Origin of the sequence: Mycolicibacterium sarraceniae, from assembly GCF_010731875.1 — a bacterium.
Taxonomy (GTDB): domain Bacteria; phylum Actinomycetota; class Actinomycetes; order Mycobacteriales; family Mycobacteriaceae; genus Mycobacterium; species Mycobacterium sarraceniae.
Genome location: NZ_AP022595.1, coordinates 2,975,164 through 2,995,483 on the forward strand (window position 1 = coordinate 2,975,164; position 20,320 = coordinate 2,995,483).

Sequence of the window (20,320 nt, forward strand, 5' to 3'; positions counted from 1 at the left end):
GTCGGTCTTCGTTTCTCGGGGTAACCGCATCGCGCTCTATTCACACCGTAGTAGCCCGAATGAATGCGGGGGGAGGAAGCTATTCGGTCGGCCATCGGCGCCAGTCAATCTCGGTAGGTTGGAACACGTGAAGGCACTCCGCAGGTTCACGGTCCGCGCCCATTTACCCGATCGGCTCGCCGCACTCGGTCGGTTGTCCACGAATCTGCGGTGGTCGTGGGACAAACCGACCCAGGATTTGTTCGCCTCGATCGATCCTCGGCTGTGGTTGCAGACCGGTCAGGATCCGGTGGCCCTGTTGGGTGCGGTCACCCCGGCGCGGCTCGACGAACTCGCCACCGATGAGGGTTTCCTGAACGGTCTCGATCAGCTTGCCGCTGATCTGGCCGACTACGTGAACCGGCCGATGTGGTTTCAGGAAGCGGACGCGTCGAGCTTGCCGACCGGGATCGCCTACTTCTCGATGGAGTTCGGTGTCGCCGAGGTGCTGCCCAACTATTCGGGCGGTTTGGGCATTCTGGCCGGCGACCACCTGAAGTCCGCCTCGGATCTGGGGCTGCCGCTGACCGCCGTCGGCCTGTGTTACCGGTCGGGCTACTTCCGTCAGTCGCTGACCACCGACGGCTGGCAGCATGAGAACTATCCGTCGCTGGATCCGCAGGGACTTCCACTGCGATTGCTGGCCGACGACGCCGGTGCGCCGGTGCTGGTGGAGCTCGCGATGCCGGATGCCAAGGTGCTGCGGGCCCGGGTATGGGTGGCGCAGGTGGGCCGGATTCCGCTGCTGCTGTTGGACTCTGACATCCCCGAAAATGAACATGACCTGCGCAACGTCACCGACCGGCTGTACGGTGGCGACCAGGAACACCGCATCAAGCAGGAGCTGCTGGCCGGTATCGGCGGGGTGCGGGCGATTCGCGCGTTCACCGCGATCGAAGGCCGGCCCGCCCCTGACGTCTTCCACATGAACGAAGGCCACGCCGGATTTCTGGGCGTGGAGCGCATTCGCGAGTATGTCTGCGAGCAGCAGGTGGACTTCGATACCGCGCTCACGCTGGTGCGCTCGGCGACGGTGTTCACCACGCATACGCCCGTGCCGGCCGGTATCGATCGGTTCCCGGTGGAGATGGTGAAGCGCTATTTCGGCGACGATGGCCCAACCGGACTGCTGCCGGGTGTTCCGGTCGATCGGGTGCTGGCATTCGGCACCGAGGACGATCCGTCCAAGTTCAACATGGCGCATATGGGTCTGCGGCTTGCCCAGCGCGCCAATGGGGTCTCGCTGCTGCACGGGCGGGTCAGCCGGACGATGTTCGACGAATTATGGCCCGGTTTTGACCCGTCCGAGGTGCCGATCGGGTCGATCACCAACGGCGTGCACGGCCCCACCTGGGCGGCGCCGCAGTGGTTGCAGCTCGGCCGCGAGCTGGCCGGCTCCACCGAGGCGCTGCGCGAGCCGAGCGTCTGGCAGCGGTTACAGCAGGTCGACACCGGTCACATCTGGTGGATCCGGTCTCAACTGCGGGCAGCGCTGGTCGAGGACGTTCGGGCCCGGCTGCGCCGGTCCTGGCTGGAGCGTGGTGCATCGGAAGCCGAACTGGGCTGGATTGCAACGGCTTTCGATCCGAATGCGTTGACCATCGGTTTCGCCCGCCGCGTCCCCACCTACAAGCGATTGACGCTGATGCTGCGTGATCAAGCGCGGCTGGAGGCGCTGCTGCTCGACGAGGACAAGCCGCTGCAGCTAATCGTGGCCGGCAAGTCCCATCCCGCCGACGACGCGGGCAAGGCGCTGATCCAGCAGATCGTCAAGTTCGCCGACCGCCCAGAAGTGCGTCACCGCATCGCCTTTCTGCCCGACTACGACATGTCCATGGCGCGCCAGCTGTACTGGGGTTGCGATGTGTGGCTGAACAATCCGCTGCGGCCGCTGGAGGCCTGCGGCACATCCGGCATGAAGAGCGCCCTCAACGGCGGGCTCAATCTGTCCATCCGGGACGGCTGGTGGGACGAGTGGTACGACGGCGAAAACGGTTGGGAGATACCGACAGCCGACGGTCTGGCCGATGAGGGACGTCGCGATGACCTAGAAGCGGCCGCGCTGTACGACCTGCTCGAGGATGCGGTCACACCGCGGTTCTACGACCGCGACGACAACGGTGTGCCGAACCGGTGGGTCGAGATGGTCCGGCACACCCTGCAGCAGCTGGGCCCCAAGGTGCTGGCCTCGCGGATGGTGCGCGACTACACCGAGAAGTACTACGCACCGGCCGCGCAGTCGTTCGCCCGGACCAGCGCACCTGTGGACGGCGTGCCGTTCGGTGCGGCCCGCGATCTGGCGGCCTACCGGCTTCGGGTTTCGGAAGCCTGGCCGAAGATCCAGATCACCGATGTGGACAGCACCGGGCTGCCGGACACCCCGCTGCTGGGTTCGGAGCTCACGCTGACGGCCGCCGTGCAGCTGGCCGGCCTGAAACCTGACGAGGTGGTGGTGCAGGCGGTGCTGGGCCGCGTCGACGCCACCGATGCCCTGCAGGACCCGGAGACGGTGGTCATGACGCACGGCGGTTCCGGTGACGCCGGTACCGACATCTTCACCACGACGACCCCGCTGCCACTGGCCGGATTGCTCGGCTATACCGTGCGGGTGTTGCCGCATCACCGGCTGCTGGCCGGTGACAACGAGCTCGGTCTGGTCACACTGGCGTAACGCTGGGAGTCCCCCAACCGGTTAGCAGTGCATGGGAGCCACCTGTAGGTTCCCAAAGGGATCGTCGAGGAGTGTCCCGCATCGCGGCGGACCATCGGCGTTCGGGGCAGTAGTTGTTCGTCATGCGGTGCTGGTGGCCCTGGTAGGCACCGTGTTGGCGACGCCGATACCCGCGTCGGCCGATCCTGATCCGGGTGGCCCAGAGCTGGCCCAGCCCGTCGCCGCCGATCCGGCTGCCCCGCCGGTCGACGACGGCAAGGTGATGTCCTCGCCGCCGGCCGCCACCAAATCGCCCGACGGCTGGACGCTGACGATCTCGGCCAAGGATGAGATCCAGATGCCGAGCGCGCCACTGACCACCGCAATCTCGTCGCGCGAATACATCGTCAGCGGCGTCTTCAACGGCGCGCTGGACGGACCCAGTGACGTGCCGAGAGGCGTGTTCGAGGTCGGCTACCAGATCGGCTGCGGCATCGATATGAGCACGTCCAACGGTGTCGCCTTGACGGGCACCGTCGGCGGCAATGCCTCGCTGGGTTACTTCGGGTTGGACTTCTCCAACACGATGGCCGATGGTCTAACCCCCGGCATCGGCGGGAACGTTGGCGGCGGTATCACCGTGGGCCTCAAGCCGGGCATCATCAACATCCCGGTGACGAAGAAGGAATACAAGGGCGACCGCCCCTGGCTGTCGATCAGCAACTTCCACGTCAAGATCGATGGGTGTGTGGGGGAGTCGTTCATTCGCTCCTACGCGACGCTGTCCAAGTCGACTGACGAGGGTGACGCGATCCTGTCCTGGTACGGAGTGACCAAAAAGATCTAGCCGCTATCTCAACGAGCCTGGGCGCCGGCCGCATTGGGATCGAGGATGTACAGCCCGGCAATCGTCCGATCGTCACGGAAGCTGATGCGAGCGACGAACTCGCCGGCCGCGAACGTCAACGGCGTGTTAGTGGTGGTGAAGTCGCCGACCCGTACGGCGTCGGTGTCGCGGTGACTTTGGTAGCCGCCGGCCAGCCCCGCTATGTGCTCCCACCCCTGGGCGAGCTCTTCGTCGGTGAGCCCGTCGCGCATCGTGGCATCGAAGCGAGCGCTCACATCGGCCCACCGGGCATGAGCAAGATCATCGATGACGGTGCGTGCCAACTCTTCGGCCTCCGGCAGCGCAGGGGTAGCGGGTGGTTCGCCGAGCACTGCTCGAATCTGCTGCCAGGTGTAGCCGGCGTCCCGTGCCTGCCGTACAGCCACGGCCACCGACTCGAGCGGATCGATTTCGTTACCCATGTCATCGAGTGTGCGCTCAGATCGCAAAGGCACGCAGAAAAGCGATCTCTCCGCACACTCGGCGCTACGGGAAGCGCTTGATGCAGCGGTCCTGATCGCCGAGCACCCCGATGCGGAATGCGTCGATGCGGTTGAACCCGGCGGGCACCGATTCGCCGTTGATATCGCTGGCGACCAGACCGTTGGTGAGCAGGCCCGACACCGCCTCGTCGATATCGCCGGCGGTCAGCGCCACGGTGTTGCCGTCGGAGGTGGTGACTTCCTTCGACAGTTTGGTGGTGGCCACGCCGGTCAGGCAGGCGGTGCGCAGCCCGGCCTCGGCATTGTCGAGCACCAGCCCGCCGCGCTCGTGCTGCACCGCCAGCATGTAGCGCGACACCAGCGCCGAGTAGGCGGTGTTGTCACCGGTCACCAGAACGTTGTCCTGCCGCTCGGTCGAGGCACCCATCTTCTCCAGCCCCGGCAGGTCGACGGCAATGTTGTTGGTGGCCGGGCAGAAGGACACCGGCGCGCTGGGCCTGGCGTCGGGACACTTGGCTGCCGAGGCCGCATCGAAGCTCAGTGTCGGCGGATTCTTGGGCGTGAACAGGATGTTCAGCGCCTCGACGATCGCGCGGGTCGACTCCTCGCTCACCGGCCACTCACCGGTCTGGTCGTGCTGCAGTTCGATGGGCAGATCGCCGCGGCGCTGGCCGATCTCCTGAGCGTCGATGGCCGCGCACGAGGACGGTCCGTCGGTGAAGCCGAACTGGAAGGCCGAAATCCGTTCGAACGCTGAGCCGTGCTCGTCGCCGGAGTCGATATGGTCGTCCTGGCTCAGCAGGGGGTCGCGGAACGAAATCATGGCGGCCAGAAGGTTGTTGAGCCCGTCGCCGGTGCTCAACGTAAATCGCTTCGAATTGCCTTCGGCGACCCAGCGCATGTAGACGCCTGCGAGGCAGTCGGCCTGCTGCTCGGCCACCAGCGTCGGGGTGCCCTTGTTGTTGAGCTTGGCCATCTGCTGGATGGCGTGGCCGTATTCATGGGCCAGCACCATCGTGATCGCCATGTCGCCGTTGGCCTGTCGCAACGCAGGCAACAGCACGCCGCGGTCCCAGCCGATGGTGTTGTCGTCTTCGCAGAAGCCGGCGTTGATCAGCCCGGAGGTGGTGTCCCCGCAAAATTCCCCGTCGTAATCGTTGGAGTCCCACGAGATCAGGTCCTTGACGGGCTTGAAATCGCCCTCGAACGCGCCCTGGTAGGAGTCCTTCCAGAAGTCCTCGAGATCGCTGATCGACTGGACGGCGATCTCGTCGTCCTTGCCGCCACGGGAATGAGACACCGTGCGGGTCGGCTTCTCGGCATCCGAACGCAACCCGCTGGTCCCGTCGACCGCCTGCAAGCCGCCGACCTTGAACGGGTCGTCGAACACCGACACGGCCTTGCCCGAGATCGTGGAGCCGCAGCCGGCCAGCACCACCGCGCTACCCGCGACCGCGAGCAGGCGGGCGAGATGTCGTCGGTGCACGGGGGCCACCCTTATGTCGAACCGGCGTGTTAGGAAACATCGAAAATTGCTCCCACAATAGTGCCGTGGCCCCGGCGTCACCGATCCCAATTCACGACGCGGCGTCGGCGCGTAACCGCTGAAGTGCCTGTTTGACGCGCTCGGGATCAGTGGTCGGCCAGAACGGCGGCAATGATGCGCGCAGGTAGCCGCCGTAGCGTGCGGTGGCCATCCGCGAATCCAGCACCGCGACGACGCCGCGGTCGTCCACCCGGCGCAGCAGCCGGCCCGCACCCTGGGCCAGGAGCAAGGCGGCGTGGGCGGCGGCGACGGCCATGAACCCATTGCCCCCGCGCGCGGCAATCGCCCTTTGCCGGGCGGTCAGCAGGGGATCGTCGGGGCGGGGGAACGGGATGCGATCGATCAGCACCAGCGATAGCGACGGTCCCGGCACGTCAACGCCCTGCCAGAGCGACAGCGTGCCGAACAGCGACGTTTCGGGATCGGCGGCGAAGCGATCGACCAGGGTGGCGGTTCCGTCGTCGCCCTGGCAGAGGATCGGGGTGTCGATCCGTGCGCGCAGTGCCTCGGCTGCGGCCTTGGCGGCACGCATCGAGGAGAACAGTCCAAGGGTGCGACCGCCGGCGGCTTCGATGAGCCCGGCGATTTCGTCGAGCTGCTCGGGATTGCCGGCGCTGTCGCGGCCAGGCGGCGGTAGATGCGCGGCGACGTAGAGGATGCCGGACTTGGCGTGTTCGAACGGGGAGCCGACATCGAGGCCCTTCCACTTCGGACCGTCGCCGAGCCCCCACGCGCCGGCCATCGCGTCGAACGAACCGCCGACGGTCAGCGTCGCTGATGTCAAAACCGTTGTGGCACTGTCGAACAGCCGGGTGCGCAACAGTCCGGCCACCGATAAGGGAGCGACCCGCAGGACCGGCCGAATGTTTCCGCGGTTGTCCTCATGGTCCAGCCACACCACCTCCGTCCGGTCCGGAATCGCCGGGACGTAGGAGTCCAGCACCCGTGAGGCGGCGTCACCGATCTCGGTCAGTGCCGCGATCGCCTCGCTGCGCGCCGCGGCGGCCTTGGGATCTTTGGGTGCGGGGTCGATATCACCGCGGGCTGCGGTGGCGGCATCGCGCAGTGCGGTCAGGTAGGTGGCGAGTTCGTCGTCGAGGTAGTCGAGCCGGCCGGGCTCCGCGTCATGGATCGCCGAGGAGAACGTCGCCACCGCCGCTTCCATCCGCTGCGCGAGCTGTGGGCTGACGAGGCGGGCGATGCGCCGGGTGGCCACGCCGAGCGGGGCGGGGGTCAGCTCGCCGGTGGCCACCGACGTCACCCGATCCACCAACTCATGGGCCTCGTCGACCACCAGGTATTCGTGTTCGGGTAGCACCGCGGCGTCGGCGATCGCGTCGATGGCGAGCAGCGCATGGTTGGTGACGACGATCTCGGCGCGCCCGGCTTCACCGCGCGCACGTTCCGAGAAGCAGTCGGTGCCATACGGGCAGCGGGCCATGCCGAGGCATTCCCGCGCCGTGACGCTGACCTGCGACCAGGAGCGGTCGGGGACGCCGGGTGTCAGTTCGTCGCGGTCGCCGGTCTCGGTGTCCGACGCCCACGCCGTCAATCTGGCGACGTCGCGGCCCAATGCGGTGGCCGCGACCGGTTCGAACAGTTCTTCCTGCGGTGCTTCAGCGTTCTCTTCGCCGCCGCCGTTGTGAATCTTGTTCAGGCACAGATAGTTTCGACGCCCTTTCAGCAGGGCGAACTTGGGCCGCCGGGGCAGGCTGGCGGCCAGCGCGTCCACGAGGCGGGGCAGGTCGCGGTCAACGAGCTGGCGCTGCAGGGCTATCGTCGCGGTGGACACCACGACGGGCTTTTCGTCGGCGACCGCGCGGGCGATCGCCGGGATGAGGTAGGCCAACGACTTACCGGTTCCGGTGCCGGCCTGCACCGCCAAGTGCTCGCCGCCTTCGAACGCCCGCGCCACGGCCTCGGCCATCTGCACCTGCCCAGGCCGTTCGTTTCCGCCGAGCGCGGTCACCGCCGTCGCCAGCAACTCGGTCACCGGCGGTAGTTCGTCGGTGCTCACCGTATCCGCACCTGGCGGGTCGGGATCGCCGGTTCGCCCTGGGACAGCGCCAGACCCTCCCACGGCAGGCTGCGCAGACCGCTGGCCACCAACGCGCGCGCCGCAGCCAGATCGGGTACGCCGACAGGCCGCCCCCCGCGCACCAGTGGCACGGTCAGTGCGCGCGCGGGATCGGTCAATTCGAGGGGTGCCGACACCGGGTAGATGACCTCCTCGATGATCGTGCCCGTCGGCCGGGACAGCCGAAGGGCTGCCTTGCGGCCACCATGAGATTCCTTGCGGCTGCTGCGTTTTTCCACCGGCAGGCCGTCCACCTCGACGAGCTTGTAGACCATGCTGGCGGTGGGCGCTCCGGAGCCGGTGGCCACCGAAGTTCCGACACCATAGCTGTTGACCGGATCAGCGCGCAGCGCCGCGATCGAGAATTCGTCGAGATCGCCGGACACGACGATCTGGGTGCCTGTCGCGCCGAGATCGTCGAGCTGAGCGCGTACCCGGCGGGCCAGCACGCCGAGGTCGCCGGAGTCGATACGCACGGCACCGAGTTCGGTTCCGGCGACCGCGATCGCATTGGCCACCCCGGTGGTCACGTCGTAGGTGTCGACCAGCAGGGTCGTCCCGGTGCCCAGCGCGTTGACCTGCGCGCTGAATGCCGCTTGTTCGTCTGGGCCGTCGGCCGTCGTGTAGAGCATCGTGAACGCGTGCGCGCTGGTCCCCATCGCGGGAATGCCATAGCGGCGGTTGGCTTCGAGATTGGACGTTCCGGTGAAACCGGCGATGTAGGCCGCGCGCGCCGAGGCCACCGCCGCCTGCTCGTGGGTGCGCCGTGAGCCCATCTCGATCAGTGTTCGGCCGGCGGCCGCGCTAACCATTCGAGCGGCCGCCGAGGCGATCGCGGTGTCGTGATTGAAGATCGACAGCGCCAGGGTTTCCAGCAGGACGCATTCGGCAAAAGTGCCGGTGACCGACAGAATCGGGGAACCGGGGAAGTACAGCTCGCCTTCGGCGTAACCGTCGATATCGCCGGTGAAGCGGAAGTCCCGGAGGTAGTCCAGCGTCGTGGAGTCCAGGAAGGACGCCAGGGGCTCCAGGGCCGTGTCGTCGAAGATGAACTCGCGCAAGGCATCCAGGAACCGGCCCGTCCCGGCCACCACCCCGTAGCGCCGGCCGTCGGGCAGACGGCGGGCAAACGCCTCAAAGGTGGTCGTGCGTGCGGCCGACCCGTCATGCAGCGCGGCGGCAAGCATCGTCAGCTCGTATTTGTCCGTCAGCAGGGCGGCGCTCACAGCGCAACGGTATTCCCCGTCCCACGGGCTGGATAGCCAATGACCCGGCTCGCTATCCTTGTGGCCATGGGCTCGCAAGCAGCTCCGACTCGACCGGACGCCGCAGGACAGCAACAGACGGATACCGTCAGCGCCCTGGACACCCCCTGGGTGACTATCGTCTGGGACGACCCGGTCAACCTGATGAACTACGTGACGTACGTGTTCCAGAAGCTTTTCGGCTACAGCGAACCGCACGCGACGAAGCTCATGCTGCAGGTTCATCAGGAGGGTAAGGCGGTGGTATCCGCGGGGAGTCGGGAGTCCATGGAAGTAGACGTGTCCAAACTGCATGCCGCCGGGTTGTGGGCGACCCTGCAGCAGGACCGCTGAGCGCGTGCGGAAATGGAAGCGGGTCGACACCGCTGAGGGTCCCCGGTTCCGGTCTGCTCTGGCGCCACATGAGGCGGCGCTGCTGAAGAATATGGTGTCCTCGGTGCAGGGCATGCTAGACGAGCGCGAGGCCGCGACGCCGTCGGATCCACTCGAGCAAATCACCGGGATCCGGGCCGGCAACCCGCAGCCGCCCGAGGACTCCACCATGCGGCGGCTGCTGCCCGATTTCTTCAAGCCGCAGCGCGATCACCCAGCCGGTTCGGCGGTCGCCGAGAGTCTCAACGGTGCCCTGCGCAGCCTGCACGAGCCCACGATCATCGATGCTAAAAAGGCTGCAGCGCAACGGGTTCTGGACACGCTCCCCGATGGAGGCGGCCGTTTCGAGATCACCGAGGGCGACGCCAACGCCTGGATAGCCGCGATCAACGACGTCCGGCTTGCGCTGGGCGCGATGCTCGCGATCGGGCCCGAGGGCCCGGACCGATTGCCGGCCGACCATCCGCTGGCCGGGCACCTCGATGTGTATCAGTGGCTGACCGTCCTGCAGGAGTATCTAGTGCTGGGCCTGATGGGTAAACCGATCCGGTGACCGGATCTATCACCGACGTCGACGGCATCCTCGTCGGTCATCACGGCCGGCTCGACCCTGATGCGACGCTGGGATCGGGCTGGGCCTGCGGCAGCACCGTGATCGTCGCGCCACCGGGGACGGTCGGGGCCGTTGACGTCCGGGGTGGTGCCCCCGGTAGCCGCGAGACCGATCTGCTCGACCCGGCCAACAGCGTCCGCCACGTCGACGCCGTCGTCTTGACCGGTGGCAGCGCCTACGGGCTGGCTGCCGCCGACGGCGTGATGACGTGGCTGGAGGAACAGGGCCGCGGGGTCTCGATGGCGGGCGGCGTCGTCCCGATAGTTCCGGCCGCGGTGATTTTTGACCTTCCCGTTGGCGGCTGGGGATGCCGGCCGACCGCAGACTTCGGCTATGCGGCCGCGCAGTCGGCCGGCGTGGACATGGCAGTCGGCACCGTCGGGGCGGGCATCGGAGCGCGCGCGGCGGTGCTCAAGGGCGGTGTCGGCACCGCCTCGATGACGCTCGATTCCGGCGTGACCGTCGGCGCGATCGTCATCGTCAACAGCGCGGGCAACGTCATCGACCCGGCCACCGGCCTGCCCTGGATGAGCCACCTGGCCAAGGAGTTCGGGCTGCTCAGTCCGCCCGCCGAGCAAATCGCCGCGCTCGCCGCGCTGGATGCCGAGTCCGGTCCACTGAACACCACCATCGCGGTGGTCGCCACCGACGCCGCGCTGTCCCCGGCCGCCTGCCGGCGCTTTGCGGTGGCCGCCCATGACGGCCTGGCGCACACCATTCGCCCGGCGCACACCCCGCTGGACGGGGACACCGTCTTCGCGTTGGCCACCGGGGCCATCGAGCTCGAACCGGACCCGGACACCCCGGCGCAGATGGCACCGGAGACCAAGCCGCTCGCGAGGCTGGGCGCGGCCGGGGCAGACTGTTTGGCGCGCGCGGTGCTGGTCGCGGTGCTGGCCGCGGAGTCGGCGGCCGGAATACCCACCTACCGCGACCTGTTACCTGGTGCGTTCGGCGCATCTGCCCGCTGAGCTCGACCACAGGAGGACATCCCACCGTGCTGGTGATCCGTGCCGACCTGGTCGACGCCATGGTCGCCCACGCCAGGGCCGACCACCCCGATGAGGCGTGCGGGGTGCTGGCCGGGCCGGAGGGGTCCGATCGTCCTGAACGGCATATCGCGATGGTCAACGCCGAGCGGTTGGGCACCGGCCGATTCCTGCGCGAGCATGTCCCCGGTATCGCGATCGTCGCTGCCGAACCGCGCTACGGCGAAGGCGTCTACGCACTGCGCAATATCGACGAGGGCTTCATCCCCGAGCTGTACGACCCCGAGGTGCTGACCACCCGTTTCTCGGTCGGCTCGATCGACGCACTGCGGCGCACCCGGGAGTTGGTTCAGGTCGAGGGCATCTTCGCCGGCATCTCCATCGGCGCGATCCTGCACGCCGCACTCGGTGTCGCAGCCAAGGCGCGCAACGCCGGTCAGCGCGCCGACGTGGCATTCACTGTGTGTGACGCCGGTTGGAAGTATCTGTCCACCGGTGCCTACGCCGGTAGCCTGGACGAAGCCGAGGAGGCTTTGGAAGGGCAGCTATGGGCATGACCGGACCGCAGCCGAAGAAGCGGGCGCTGTGGATGACGGGTGGCATCACGATCCTGTCGTTCGTCGGCCTTCTGTACGTCGTCGAAGCCGTCAATCAGGCCACGGGCGACCGCCTCGATTACCGCGGCGGCATCCGGCCTCTGCAGACCGACGGGTTGTGGGGCATCCTGTTCGCCCCGCTGCTTCACGCGGACTGGCAGCACCTGATCTCGAATACCGTGCCCGCGTTGGTGCTCGGCTTTCTGATGACACTGCTTGGCATGTCGCGGTTCATCTTCGCGTCGGTATTCATCTGGATCGCAGGCGGTTTCGGCACCTGGCTGATCGGCAGGGTGGGCAACACCTGTGGGGGCGAACCCAACATCATCGGGGCGTCCGGTCTGATCTTGGGATGGTTAACCTTTCTGCTGGTGTTCGGATTCTTCACCCGCACGCTGTGGCAGATCGCCGTCGGCATCCTGGTGCTGCTGTATTACGGCACTGTCCTGTTCGGCGCACTGCCTCAGGTCGGCTGCACCGGCATCTCCTGGCAGGGCCACCTGTGCGGTGCGGTGGCCGGGGTGTTCGCGGCGTACGTGCTGTCCGGCCCGGAACGCAAAGCCCGGGAACGCAGGAAGGCCGGCCAGTTGCCCGGCTTGACCTCATGAGCGACCGTCTCGCGCCGGTCGGCATCTTCGACTCCGGTGTGGGCGGGCTGACGGTGGCCCGCTCGATCATCGACCAGCTGCCCGACGAGGACGTTATCTACGTCGGCGACACCGGCAACGGCCCGTACGGTCCGCTCACCATTCCCGAAGTCCGGGCGCATGCCCTGGCGATCGGGGACGATCTCGTCGAGCGCGGGGTGAAGGCCCTCGTCATCGCCTGCAACACCGCGTCAGCGGCCTGTCTGCGCGACGCCCGCGAACGCTACGACGTGCCCGTCGTCGAGGTGATCCTGCCGGCCGTGCGCCGTGCAGTGACCACCACCCGGACCGGGCAGATCGGTGTGATCGGGACCCAGGCAACCGTCGCATCCGGCGCCTATCAGGACGCGTTCGCCGCTGCCCGCGACGTCGACGTCACGGCGGTGGCCTGCCCGCGCTTCGTGGACTTCGTCGAGCGCGGCGTGACCAGTGGCCGCCAGGTGCTGAACCTGGCCGAGGGCTATCTCGAGCCGTTGCAGCGCGCGCAGGTCGACACGCTGGTGCTCGGCTGCACGCACTACCCGTTGTTATCCGGGCTGATCCAGCTGGCGATGGGGGATTCGGTGACGCTGGTGTCCAGCGCCGAGGAGACGGCCAAAGACTTGCTGAAAGTGCTGACCGAGTGCGATTTACTTCGGCCGCACGAGGCCCCGGCGGCGACGCGGCTGTTCGAGGCGACGGGGGATCCCGAGGTATTCACGGCCCTGGCGGCCCGCTTCCTGGGGCCGGCGATCACCGGTGTCCACCCTGTTCAGCGTCACGCCAGCGCGACGACGTGATTCTCGTATCCAAACCCGTCATGTTTTCCTCTTGCGGCATCTGGGCATGGCAAGCTAGCGACTGTGCGAATCACCATTCTTGGTTGCTCTGGCAGTGTTGTCGGGCCTGATTCGCCGGCGTCCGGGTACCTGCTGACTGCTCCGGACACACCACCGTTGGTTCTCGATTTCGGCGGCGGGGTGCTCGGCGCGTTGCAGCGCTACGCCGACCCCAACGACGTCCACGTTCTGCTGTCGCATCTTCATGCCGATCACTGCCTGGATCTGCCCGGCCTGTTCGTGTGGCGCCGTTACCACCCGAACCCGGCCAAGGGTCGCGCAGTGATGTATGGCCCCAGCGACACGTGGAGTCGACTGGCCGCGGCGTCCTCGCCGATGGGTGGCGAGCTCGACGACTTCTCCGACATCTTCGAGATCCATCACTGGCAGGACAAACAGCCGGTGCAATTCGGCGCGCTGAAGGTGCTGCCGCGCTTGGTGACGCATCCGACCGAGTCATTCGGCATGCGGATCACCGATCCGAGCGGTGCCACTCTGGTCTACAGCGGCGATACCGGCGTCTGCGATTCGCTCGTCGAGTTGGCCAGCGGTGCAGACGTTTTCCTCTGTGAGGCGTCCTGGACCCACGCGCCGGACCGTCCGCCGCATCTACATCTGTCTGGCACCGAGGCAGGTCAGATGGCCAAGCGTGCCGGCGTCGGCGAACTGTTGCTGACCCACATCCCGCCCTGGACCTCCCGCGAGGACGTCATCAGCGAGGCCAAGGCCGCGTTCGACGGGCCCGTGCATGCCGTGGTGTGCGGCGAGACCATTGAGGTCCATCGGCACTGACACGCTCCGCTAGGGTTGCGACGTGTCCCGACGACAAGACGGCAGGCTTGACGACGAGCTGCGGCCGGTCACCATTACCCGCGGCTTTACCTCCAACCCGGCCGGCTCGGTCCTGATCACCTTTGGCGAAACCCGGGTGATGTGCACGGCCAGCGTCACCGACGGTGTGCCGCGCTGGCGCAAGGGTTCGGGGCAGGGCTGGCTCACCGCCGAGTACGCGATGCTGCCCGGCGCTACCCACACCCGCTCGGATCGGGAATCGGTAAAGGGTCGCCTCGGCGGACGCACCCAAGAGATCAGCCGGCTGGTCGGCCGCTCGTTGCGGGCGTGCATCGACCTGGCCGCGCTCGGCGAGAACACGATCGCCATCGACTGCGATGTGTTGCAGGCCGATGGCGGAACCAGGACCGCGGCGATCACCGGCGCCTATGTCGCGCTCTCCGATGCCGTCACCTATCTGGCTGCGCTCGGCAAGCTGTCCGACCCGCGCCCATTGTCGTGTGCGATCGCCGCGGTCAGCGTCGGTGTGGTCGACGGCCGGGTGCGCGTTGACCTTCCCTACGAAGAGGATTCGCGCGCCGAGGTCGATATGAACGTCGTCGCCACCGACACCGGAACGCTCGTCGAGATCCAGGGCACCGGTGAGGGTGCGACCTTCCCACGCTCGACGCTGGACAAGATGCTCGACGCGGCGCTTGCATCATGCGAGACGCTGTTCGCCGTCCAGCGCGAAGCGCTGGAACTGCCCTATCCCGGAGTGCTGCCGGAAGGCCCGCCGTCGAAGAAGGCGTTCGGGTCCTGAGCCAACTTCTGGTCGCCAGCCGCAACCCGAAGAAGCTGGCCGAGCTGCGCCGGGTGCTCGATGCCGCCGGACTGTCCGGGCTCACGCTCGTCTCACTCGATGATGTGCCGCCCTTCGAGGAGGCTCCCGAGACCGGGGCCACCTTCGAGGAGAACGCGTTGGCCAAGGCACGTGACGGCTATGCCGCCACCGGTCTGCCGACCGTCGCCGATGACTCCGGGATCGCGGTCGACGCCCTCAACGGAATGCCGGGGGTGCTGTCGGCGCGCTGGGCCGGCGTGCACGGTGAGGACACCGCCAACAACGACCTGCTGTTGGCCCAATTGCGCGACGTGCCCGACGAGCGGCGGACGGCGGCGTTCGTCTCCGCGTGCGCACTCGTCTACGGTCCCGGTCACGCTGACCATGCCGTCGTACGCGGCGAGTGGCCGGGCGTGCTCGCTCGCGAACCACGAGGCGAGGGCGGCTTCGGCTATGACCCGTTGTTCGTCCCGGAGGGGGGGACTCGCAGCGCCGCGCAGCTCAGCGCGGCGGAGAAGGACGCGGCGTCACATCGTGGTCGGGCGCTGGCGCTGCTGATCCCGGCGCTGCGTGCGCTGGCCAGGTGAGTACTAGCAAATTTTGCTAGTGCATCTAACTGTGTCATGATGCCGAGATGGGTCGTCATGCGGTCCGGGTGGCGCACCCCGGTGTTCTGATCGCCGTGCTGGCGGCTGCCGGTATCAGCGTGTCGCTGATGCAGACGCTGATGATCCCGCTGATCCCCGAGCTGCCGACGCTGCTGCACACCAGCCCGGCGAATGCCTCGTGGGCGATCACAGTGACGCTGCTGACCGCGGCGGTGACCACCCCGGTATTCGGCCGGCTTGGTGATATGTACGGCCCCAAGCCGATGCTCATCGTCTGCGCGGCAACCCTGACCGCTGGCTCGCTGATCGCCGCGATGACCACCTCACTGCTGCCGTTCATCATCGGCCGTGGACTGCAAGGCTTCGGCATCCCGATCATCCCGCTCGCTATCAGTGTGTTGCGGGCCGCGATACCGGCCGACCGAGTCGGCTCGGCCATGGGCTTGATCAGTTCGTCTTTGGGGGTCGGTGGCGCGCTGGGGCTCCCGCTGTCGGCGGTGATCGCCCAAAAGACCGACTGGCACGTATTGTTTTGGGGCGCAAGCGCTCTCGGCATGATGGCGATGCTGCTGTTCTTTTTCCTGGTGCCCAACATTCCGGCGACCTCGGCCGACCCATTCGACCCGCTGGGCTTCGTATTGCTCACCACCGGGTTGGTGACCCTGCTCCTGCCGATCACCAAGGGTTCGACCTGGGGGTGGACGAGTTCGACGACGCTGTCGCTGTTCGGCGTGTCCGTCGTGGTGTTCGCCGTCTTCGCCCGTTGGCAGTTTCGAACGGCCTCGCCGATGGTTGATCTGCGGACGACGCTGCGCCGTCCGGTCTTGACCACCAACATTGCGGCGATCTTGGTGTGCTTTTCGATGTTTGCGCTTTCCTTGGTCGCTCCGCAGCTGCTCGAGCTACCGAAGGGGACCGGATACGGCTTGGGACAGTCCATGTTGCAGGCGGGTCTGTGGATGGCACCCGGTGGTCTGGCGATGATGGTCGCGTCCCCCCTTGCGGCGCGGGTGGCCGGCCGCCGCGGCGCGAAGTTCACGTTGGTGTGTGGTGCGGCGATTATTGCGGCCGCCTACCTGGGCGCGCTGTGGGGACTCGGCAGTCCGGTGGCGGTGATGGTCGTCAACATCGTCATCAGCCTCGGGGTGGGCTTCGCGTATTCGTCGTTGCCGGCGCTCATCAACGCCGCGGTGCCGATATCTGAGACGGCGGCCGCCAATGGAATCAACGCTCTCGCTCGGTCGCTGGGCACATCGATATCCAGTGCGGTGATCGGTGTGGTGCTCGCGACAATGACGATCACTTACGCCGGGCACGTCATGCCGTCGCTGCAGGGTCTGCGGATCGCATTGCTCATCTCCGCTGGGGTCGCGGCACTGGCCGCGGTGATCGCGATGACGCTGCCGGCTGCGGACGCTGCCGCCATCGAGGAGTGGTCCTCCGAGGAACTCGAGCTCGAGGCCGATCCGGTCTAGAGGTTGAAGCGGGTCTTGAGCTCCCGGGTCTGAACCTGCTCGACGATGATGCCCAGCAGCGGGATGGTGCCGGCCAGCAGGACGCCGATGGTCTTGGCGATCGGCCAGCGCACCTTTACCGCCAGGTTTGCGGTGAACAGCAGATACACGAAGTAGACCCAGCCGTGCACCACGCCGATCCAGGTGGGTGGGTCGTCGACTTTCACGATGTACTTCATCACCATCTCGTAGCAGAGCGCGATCAGCCAGAGGCCGGTGGTCCAGGCCAGGACCCGGTAGCCGAGGAGGGCTTTGCGGATCGTCTCGTTCGGGACGCCCGTCTGGGCTTCGGGCGACTCGGGTGCACTCATGCGGTGGTCCTGTTCTGATCTTCGTGGGTCTTGCTCGTCAGGTCGGTCTGGTCGGCCTGGGCCAGCTCGGCTAGGTAGGAGTTGTATTCGCGCATTACGGGGTCGACGTCAGTGGAACCGGCGTGGGCCGTTGGTCGTTCGGGCAGCAGTCCGGCGGGGATCTCGGTGACGGTGTCGGCCGCCGGTGCAGCCTCGGACGGGGCTTCTTCGTAACGGATGAACTTGCGGTAGGCGTACACGCAGAAGCCGGCGAACATTGGCCACTGCAGGGCGTAGCCCAGGTTCTGGAAGCTGCCCGAGTTCGACTCGAATCGGCTCCACTGCCACCAGCCCAGCGCCAGGCAGGCGGTGGCGGCGATGATCACTCCGATGATCAGCGCGAACCGGTGCCGGCGCGTCGTGGACACACCACGACGGTACCGTGCCAGCGGTTATGGGTTAAACCGCGCGTGACGCCGCGCACTTCGGGCCGATGAATTCGTCGAGGCGTGCGGTGGCGGCCTTGCGGTAGATCGAGACGACGTATTTGGTCGACCGGGTCCACGGGATGCCGAGTTGATGGAGGGTTGCGGTGAACAGGCCGAGGATATCGACTCGGAGTGGTTCGTGAAGTGGTAGCGGATGCTCTTCACGCCGCGGTCGTCGGCGATGACGCGACAGCCGTCGCTGTGGATCAGGCCTCGGATGAAGTCTTCTGGTGCTTGGTCCACGAGTTCTTGCTGCCACGGTTCCAGCTTGATCAGCCTGCGGTGCTTCAGGCCGGGTCCGTGTTGGGGGAACAGGCATGGCCAATGTTTCGAGTAGAGGCACACGTTGACGCAACCTTTGGGGTGCGTGCCTAGCCAAGCGTGCTGTCCGGGCATCACCTCGTCGATGGCCGCGCGGCAGCTCTCGATGATGCCCGGGTATTTCTTGTCCAACGCGATTCGCAACCGCCAGACGCGGCCGGCTTTCGATATGCAGCCATCACCGAGGTAGAGGCCGAGCAGATATGTGTACGCCTTTACTGGGAACGTGTCGAAGTCGTGGACTGTCCCGCAGGGCGCGTCAGCCGTCGGGCGCCGAATCGTTGGCGTTGTCTGGTGGCGCCACTCCTTGATCGTCGCGCGGGGTATGCCCGTGCGACGAGCGATCTCGCAGTCGTTGACACCAGCGGCGATGAGCCGCCGTGCATTCGCGAATTCTTCATGCGAGCGGATAGCGCCAGCCCTCCTGCCTTGTGATCGACGCTAGGACTGACTACCGACAGATTCCGGAGTCGAGTTGGCGGTAGACTTGGCCGTCCTGCGGGCGTGGCGCAATTGGCTGACGCGATGGCTTTAGGTGCCATTGTTCGAAAGAACGTGGGGGTTCGAGTCCCCCCGCCCGCACAATTTCACCCATGTGAGTGGCCCTTCGAGGCCTTCCCGCCGATGCCGAATAGTGTTCAGGCATGACTACCGCAGCCAATCAGCCAGCCGTTGTCGTGGGTATCGACGGATCGGACACCGCGCTCGGTGCTGCCCAGTGGGCCGCGGAGTTCGCCGCTAAACACGGGTCTGCGCTGACGCTCGTGCACGCGATCCCCAAGCTGCACTGGGATTTCGCCAGCGCTGACGCACCCGCCGACCTCGACCGAGCCGCTCGCTCCGACGGAGTGCTGGCCGCGGCGGAGACAGCCGTGCGGTCGACGCATCCAGATCTCGCGATCCATCCGACAGCGGTCAAAGGTGCGGTCGCGACAACACTGGTGGACGCCTCGGATTCCGCCCGGCTTGTGGTGGTGGGCACGGGTGCGGCGGACCATCGCGCACTGGGCGGGCACGCCGTAAAGGTCGCCCATCGGGCGCTCTGCCCCGTCGTCGTCTGGCGGCAACCGGTCGCCAAGCGGACGGGCAAGCCGCTGCCCGTCGTCATCGGTGTCGATGAATCGGACCAGTCGACCCGCGCCCTCGCCGAGGCTTTCGACATCGCTGCCACGTTGCATGCACCGCTGACGGTGGTGCATATGTGGGAGATCGGCGCGGCGGTTGGCATGGGCGATCTCGGCGGTGAGGGGCCCATGGACTGGCAGCTGCTCGATCTGTTGCAGACCCAGCAGCGCCAACGGATGGACGCGTTGGTCGAACCGTTCGCCCGTAAGTACCGGAACGCCCACGTGAACAAGGTCTTTCAGGACATCAGCCCGGCAAAGGGGCTCACCGATCTGTCCCGGGAGGCCCAGCTGGTGGTCGTCGGCAGCCACGGCCGCGGGAAGCTCGCCGATTCGATCTTCGGTTCGGTCAGCCAGAATCTGATCCATCACGCCGAATGCCCGGTGCTGGTGGTTCGGTAGAGATGTGTCGTACGCCGGGGCTAGCGTCGGACCATGGCACTCAAGACCGAGAACATCACATTCGACACCACCGATCCCGAAGGCCTCGCAGCATGGTGGGCACGCGCTCTTGACGGTGAGGTGACTCCCGTTGCCCCACCCTTCTTCGTCGTCGTCAGCCGTCCCGACGGTCCGGGCCTGGCCTTCCAGCAGGTCGAGGATCCGACACCGGGGAAGAACAAGGTCCACCTTGATTTCTCCACCGATGATGTCGAGGGGGAAGTCGCGCGGTTGGTCGAGCTGGGTGCGACCGAAACCGCACGTAACAGCTGGGGTGACTTCGGTTGGGTGGTGCTCGCCGACCCCGACGGGAACGCGTTCTGCGTGGCACCGCGCGGCTAGCATCGACACTGCCCCCGCGCTGGTGAATACTGCTGGTTCCCAACGGTTTTGACGTTGTCGAGCGACAACGTTCTTGACTTCCGCGCTGACCGATCGATATCGCCGGGTTCGATGACATCGATGTCTGTGGCCATGGCAACAGGTCCATGAACGGGGCATCGCCCTCTTGACGGCGCGCCGGACAGAACCTCGGCGGCAATCCGTTCGCCGTAGCGTAGGTTGTTCGACATACATGACCTGCGTCACTGTCTCGCCCGCGTCGGCCGGATCTCACTATCACAACTCTGCAAATCTAATAGTTAATCTAACAATAGGACTCTAAGGTCGGTCTCAGGTACTTGTGCGAGATCGGAGCTACGGTAATCGAGTTGGGCAAAGTCGCATACGTCGTCTTCTTCGTAGCAGCGGCAGTGTGGCTGGCCCTGACAGCCGAAAGTGAATAGCACTGAGAGCGAGTGGCGACAACGATGAGCGAGTCCATCATGACTTCGGTCGACCTGATCCGCTACGCAATTGCCGATCAGATTCGTGAGCTCGGTGGCGACGCCGAGATGATCGACCAGATTGCCATGTCGGCTGCCTACGCCGTGTTCATCGGTGCGGCTGCGGACTCGGCTCGTCCTCGCTAGACCCGCA

At 66.5% G+C, this 20,320-nt stretch carries 20 protein-coding genes, 1 tRNA gene and 1 pseudogene; 16 read left to right on the plus strand and 6 right to left on the minus strand.

Going from position 1 to position 20,320, the window contains the following annotated elements; translation table 11 throughout:
• Positions 1–127 precede the first annotated feature (127 nt).
• Positions 128–2,710, plus strand: a complete 2,583-nt coding sequence (glgP, locus tag G6N13_RS14720) for an alpha-glucan family phosphorylase (protein WP_163702131.1) — start codon at positions 128–130, stop codon at positions 2,708–2,710.
• Between the two features lie 130 nt (positions 2,711–2,840).
• On the plus strand, positions 2,841–3,536 hold the full coding sequence (locus G6N13_RS14725; RefSeq protein WP_235678079.1) for an MspA family porin: 696 nt from the start codon (positions 2,841–2,843) through the stop codon (positions 3,534–3,536).
• 8 nt (positions 3,537–3,544) lie between these two features.
• Here G6N13_RS14725 and G6N13_RS14730 read toward each other — a convergent pair whose 3' ends face one another.
• The 4 genes from G6N13_RS14730 to G6N13_RS14745 all read right to left on the minus strand — a co-directional run bounded on the left by G6N13_RS14730 (position 3,545) and on the right by G6N13_RS14745 (position 8,828).
• Entirely contained in the window at positions 3,545–3,997 is a 453-nt protein-coding gene (locus G6N13_RS14730; protein WP_163698119.1) for a DUF3887 domain-containing protein, read from the minus strand.
• 64 nt (positions 3,998–4,061) lie between these two features.
• Positions 4,062–5,504, minus strand: a complete 1,443-nt coding sequence (locus tag G6N13_RS14735) for a neutral zinc metallopeptidase (RefSeq protein WP_163698121.1) — start codon at positions 5,502–5,504, stop codon at positions 4,062–4,064.
• Positions 5,505–5,595: 91 nt separating this feature from the next.
• Positions 5,596–7,557, minus strand: coding sequence for an ATP-dependent DNA helicase (locus tag G6N13_RS14740; protein ID WP_163702133.1), 1,962 nt, complete (start codon positions 7,555–7,557; stop codon positions 5,596–5,598).
• Positions 7,558–7,577: 20 nt separating this feature from the next.
• Positions 7,578–8,828: a nicotinate phosphoribosyltransferase gene (locus G6N13_RS14745; RefSeq protein ID WP_235678080.1), complete on the minus strand. Its 1,251-nt coding sequence runs from the start codon at positions 8,826–8,828 to the stop codon at positions 7,578–7,580.
• Between the two features lie 105 nt (positions 8,829–8,933).
• On the opposite strand from G6N13_RS14745, the gene clpS reads away from it, so the two are divergent.
• The 10 genes and pseudogenes from clpS to G6N13_RS14800 all read left to right on the plus strand — a co-directional run bounded on the left by clpS (position 8,934) and on the right by G6N13_RS14800 (position 16,639).
• On the plus strand, positions 8,934–9,239 hold the full coding sequence (gene clpS, locus G6N13_RS14750; RefSeq protein ID WP_163698125.1) for an ATP-dependent Clp protease adapter ClpS: 306 nt from the start codon (positions 8,934–8,936) through the stop codon (positions 9,237–9,239).
• A 4-nt stretch (positions 9,240–9,243) separates the two neighbouring features.
• Complete coding sequence (aosR, locus tag G6N13_RS14755; protein ID WP_163698127.1) at positions 9,244–9,831, plus strand: oxidative stress transcriptional regulator AosR; 588 nt, start codon at positions 9,244–9,246, stop codon at positions 9,829–9,831.
• Complete coding sequence (locus tag G6N13_RS14760) at positions 9,828–10,862, plus strand: P1 family peptidase (RefSeq protein ID WP_163698129.1); 1,035 nt, start codon at positions 9,828–9,830, stop codon at positions 10,860–10,862. The genes aosR and G6N13_RS14760 overlap by 4 nt, the downstream gene beginning before the upstream one ends.
• A 56-nt stretch (positions 10,863–10,918) precedes the next feature.
• Positions 10,919–11,437 (plus strand): annotated as a pseudogene (locus G6N13_RS14770) (Mov34/MPN/PAD-1 family protein); the annotation flags it as partial.
• The gene (locus G6N13_RS14775; RefSeq protein WP_163698131.1) at positions 11,428–12,084 is read left to right on the plus strand and encodes a rhomboid family intramembrane serine protease; all 657 of its coding nucleotides are present in this window, start codon (positions 11,428–11,430) and stop codon (positions 12,082–12,084) included. The pseudogene G6N13_RS14770 and the gene G6N13_RS14775, both read left to right, overlap by 10 nt.
• Complete coding sequence (gene murI / locus G6N13_RS14780; protein WP_163698133.1) at positions 12,081–12,902, plus strand: glutamate racemase; 822 nt, start codon at positions 12,081–12,083, stop codon at positions 12,900–12,902. The genes G6N13_RS14775 and murI overlap by 4 nt, the downstream gene beginning before the upstream one ends.
• A 63-nt stretch (positions 12,903–12,965) precedes the next feature.
• Positions 12,966–13,733: a cyclic nucleotide-degrading phosphodiesterase gene (locus G6N13_RS14785; RefSeq protein WP_163698135.1), complete on the plus strand. Its 768-nt coding sequence runs from the start codon at positions 12,966–12,968 to the stop codon at positions 13,731–13,733.
• A gap of 22 nt (positions 13,734–13,755) precedes the next feature.
• The gene (gene rph / locus G6N13_RS14790; RefSeq protein WP_163698137.1) at positions 13,756–14,535 is read left to right on the plus strand and encodes a ribonuclease PH; all 780 of its coding nucleotides are present in this window, start codon (positions 13,756–13,758) and stop codon (positions 14,533–14,535) included.
• Positions 14,532–15,143 carry an RdgB/HAM1 family non-canonical purine NTP pyrophosphatase gene (gene rdgB / locus G6N13_RS14795; protein WP_163702135.1) on the plus strand — a complete coding sequence of 204 codons (612 nt, stop codon included), beginning with the start codon at positions 14,532–14,534 and terminating at the stop codon, positions 15,141–15,143. Before rph ends, rdgB begins: the two co-directional genes overlap by 4 nt.
• A gap of 47 nt (positions 15,144–15,190) precedes the next feature.
• The gene (locus tag G6N13_RS14800) at positions 15,191–16,639 is read left to right on the plus strand and encodes an MFS transporter (RefSeq protein ID WP_163698139.1); all 1,449 of its coding nucleotides are present in this window, start codon (positions 15,191–15,193) and stop codon (positions 16,637–16,639) included.
• On the opposite strand, the gene G6N13_RS14805 is transcribed toward G6N13_RS14800, so the two are convergent.
• Both G6N13_RS14805 and G6N13_RS14810 read right to left on the minus strand, forming a co-directional pair.
• Complete coding sequence (locus tag G6N13_RS14805; RefSeq protein ID WP_163698141.1) at positions 16,636–16,989, minus strand: DUF3817 domain-containing protein; 354 nt, start codon at positions 16,987–16,989, stop codon at positions 16,636–16,638. The two genes, G6N13_RS14800 and G6N13_RS14805, sit on opposite strands and share 4 nt — an antisense overlap.
• A complete protein-coding gene (locus G6N13_RS14810; protein WP_163698143.1) occupies positions 16,986–17,396 on the minus strand; it encodes a hypothetical protein in 411 nt (136 codons plus the stop codon). Before G6N13_RS14810 ends, G6N13_RS14805 begins: the two co-directional genes overlap by 4 nt.
• Before the next feature lie 879 nt (positions 17,397–18,275).
• On the opposite strand from G6N13_RS14810, the gene G6N13_RS14815 reads away from it, so the two are divergent.
• From G6N13_RS14815 to G6N13_RS14830, 4 genes are all read left to right on the plus strand, one after another.
• Positions 18,276–18,359, plus strand: a tRNA-Leu gene (locus G6N13_RS14815).
• Positions 18,360–18,421: 62 nt separating this feature from the next.
• A complete protein-coding gene (locus G6N13_RS14820) occupies positions 18,422–19,303 on the plus strand; it encodes a universal stress protein (protein ID WP_163698145.1) in 882 nt (293 codons plus the stop codon).
• A gap of 33 nt (positions 19,304–19,336) precedes the next feature.
• Complete coding sequence (locus G6N13_RS14825) at positions 19,337–19,684, plus strand: VOC family protein (RefSeq protein ID WP_163698147.1); 348 nt, start codon at positions 19,337–19,339, stop codon at positions 19,682–19,684.
• Between the two features lie 482 nt (positions 19,685–20,166).
• The gene (locus G6N13_RS14830) at positions 20,167–20,313 is read left to right on the plus strand and encodes a hypothetical protein (protein WP_163694287.1); all 147 of its coding nucleotides are present in this window, start codon (positions 20,167–20,169) and stop codon (positions 20,311–20,313) included.
• Positions 20,314–20,320: the final 7 nt, after the last annotated feature.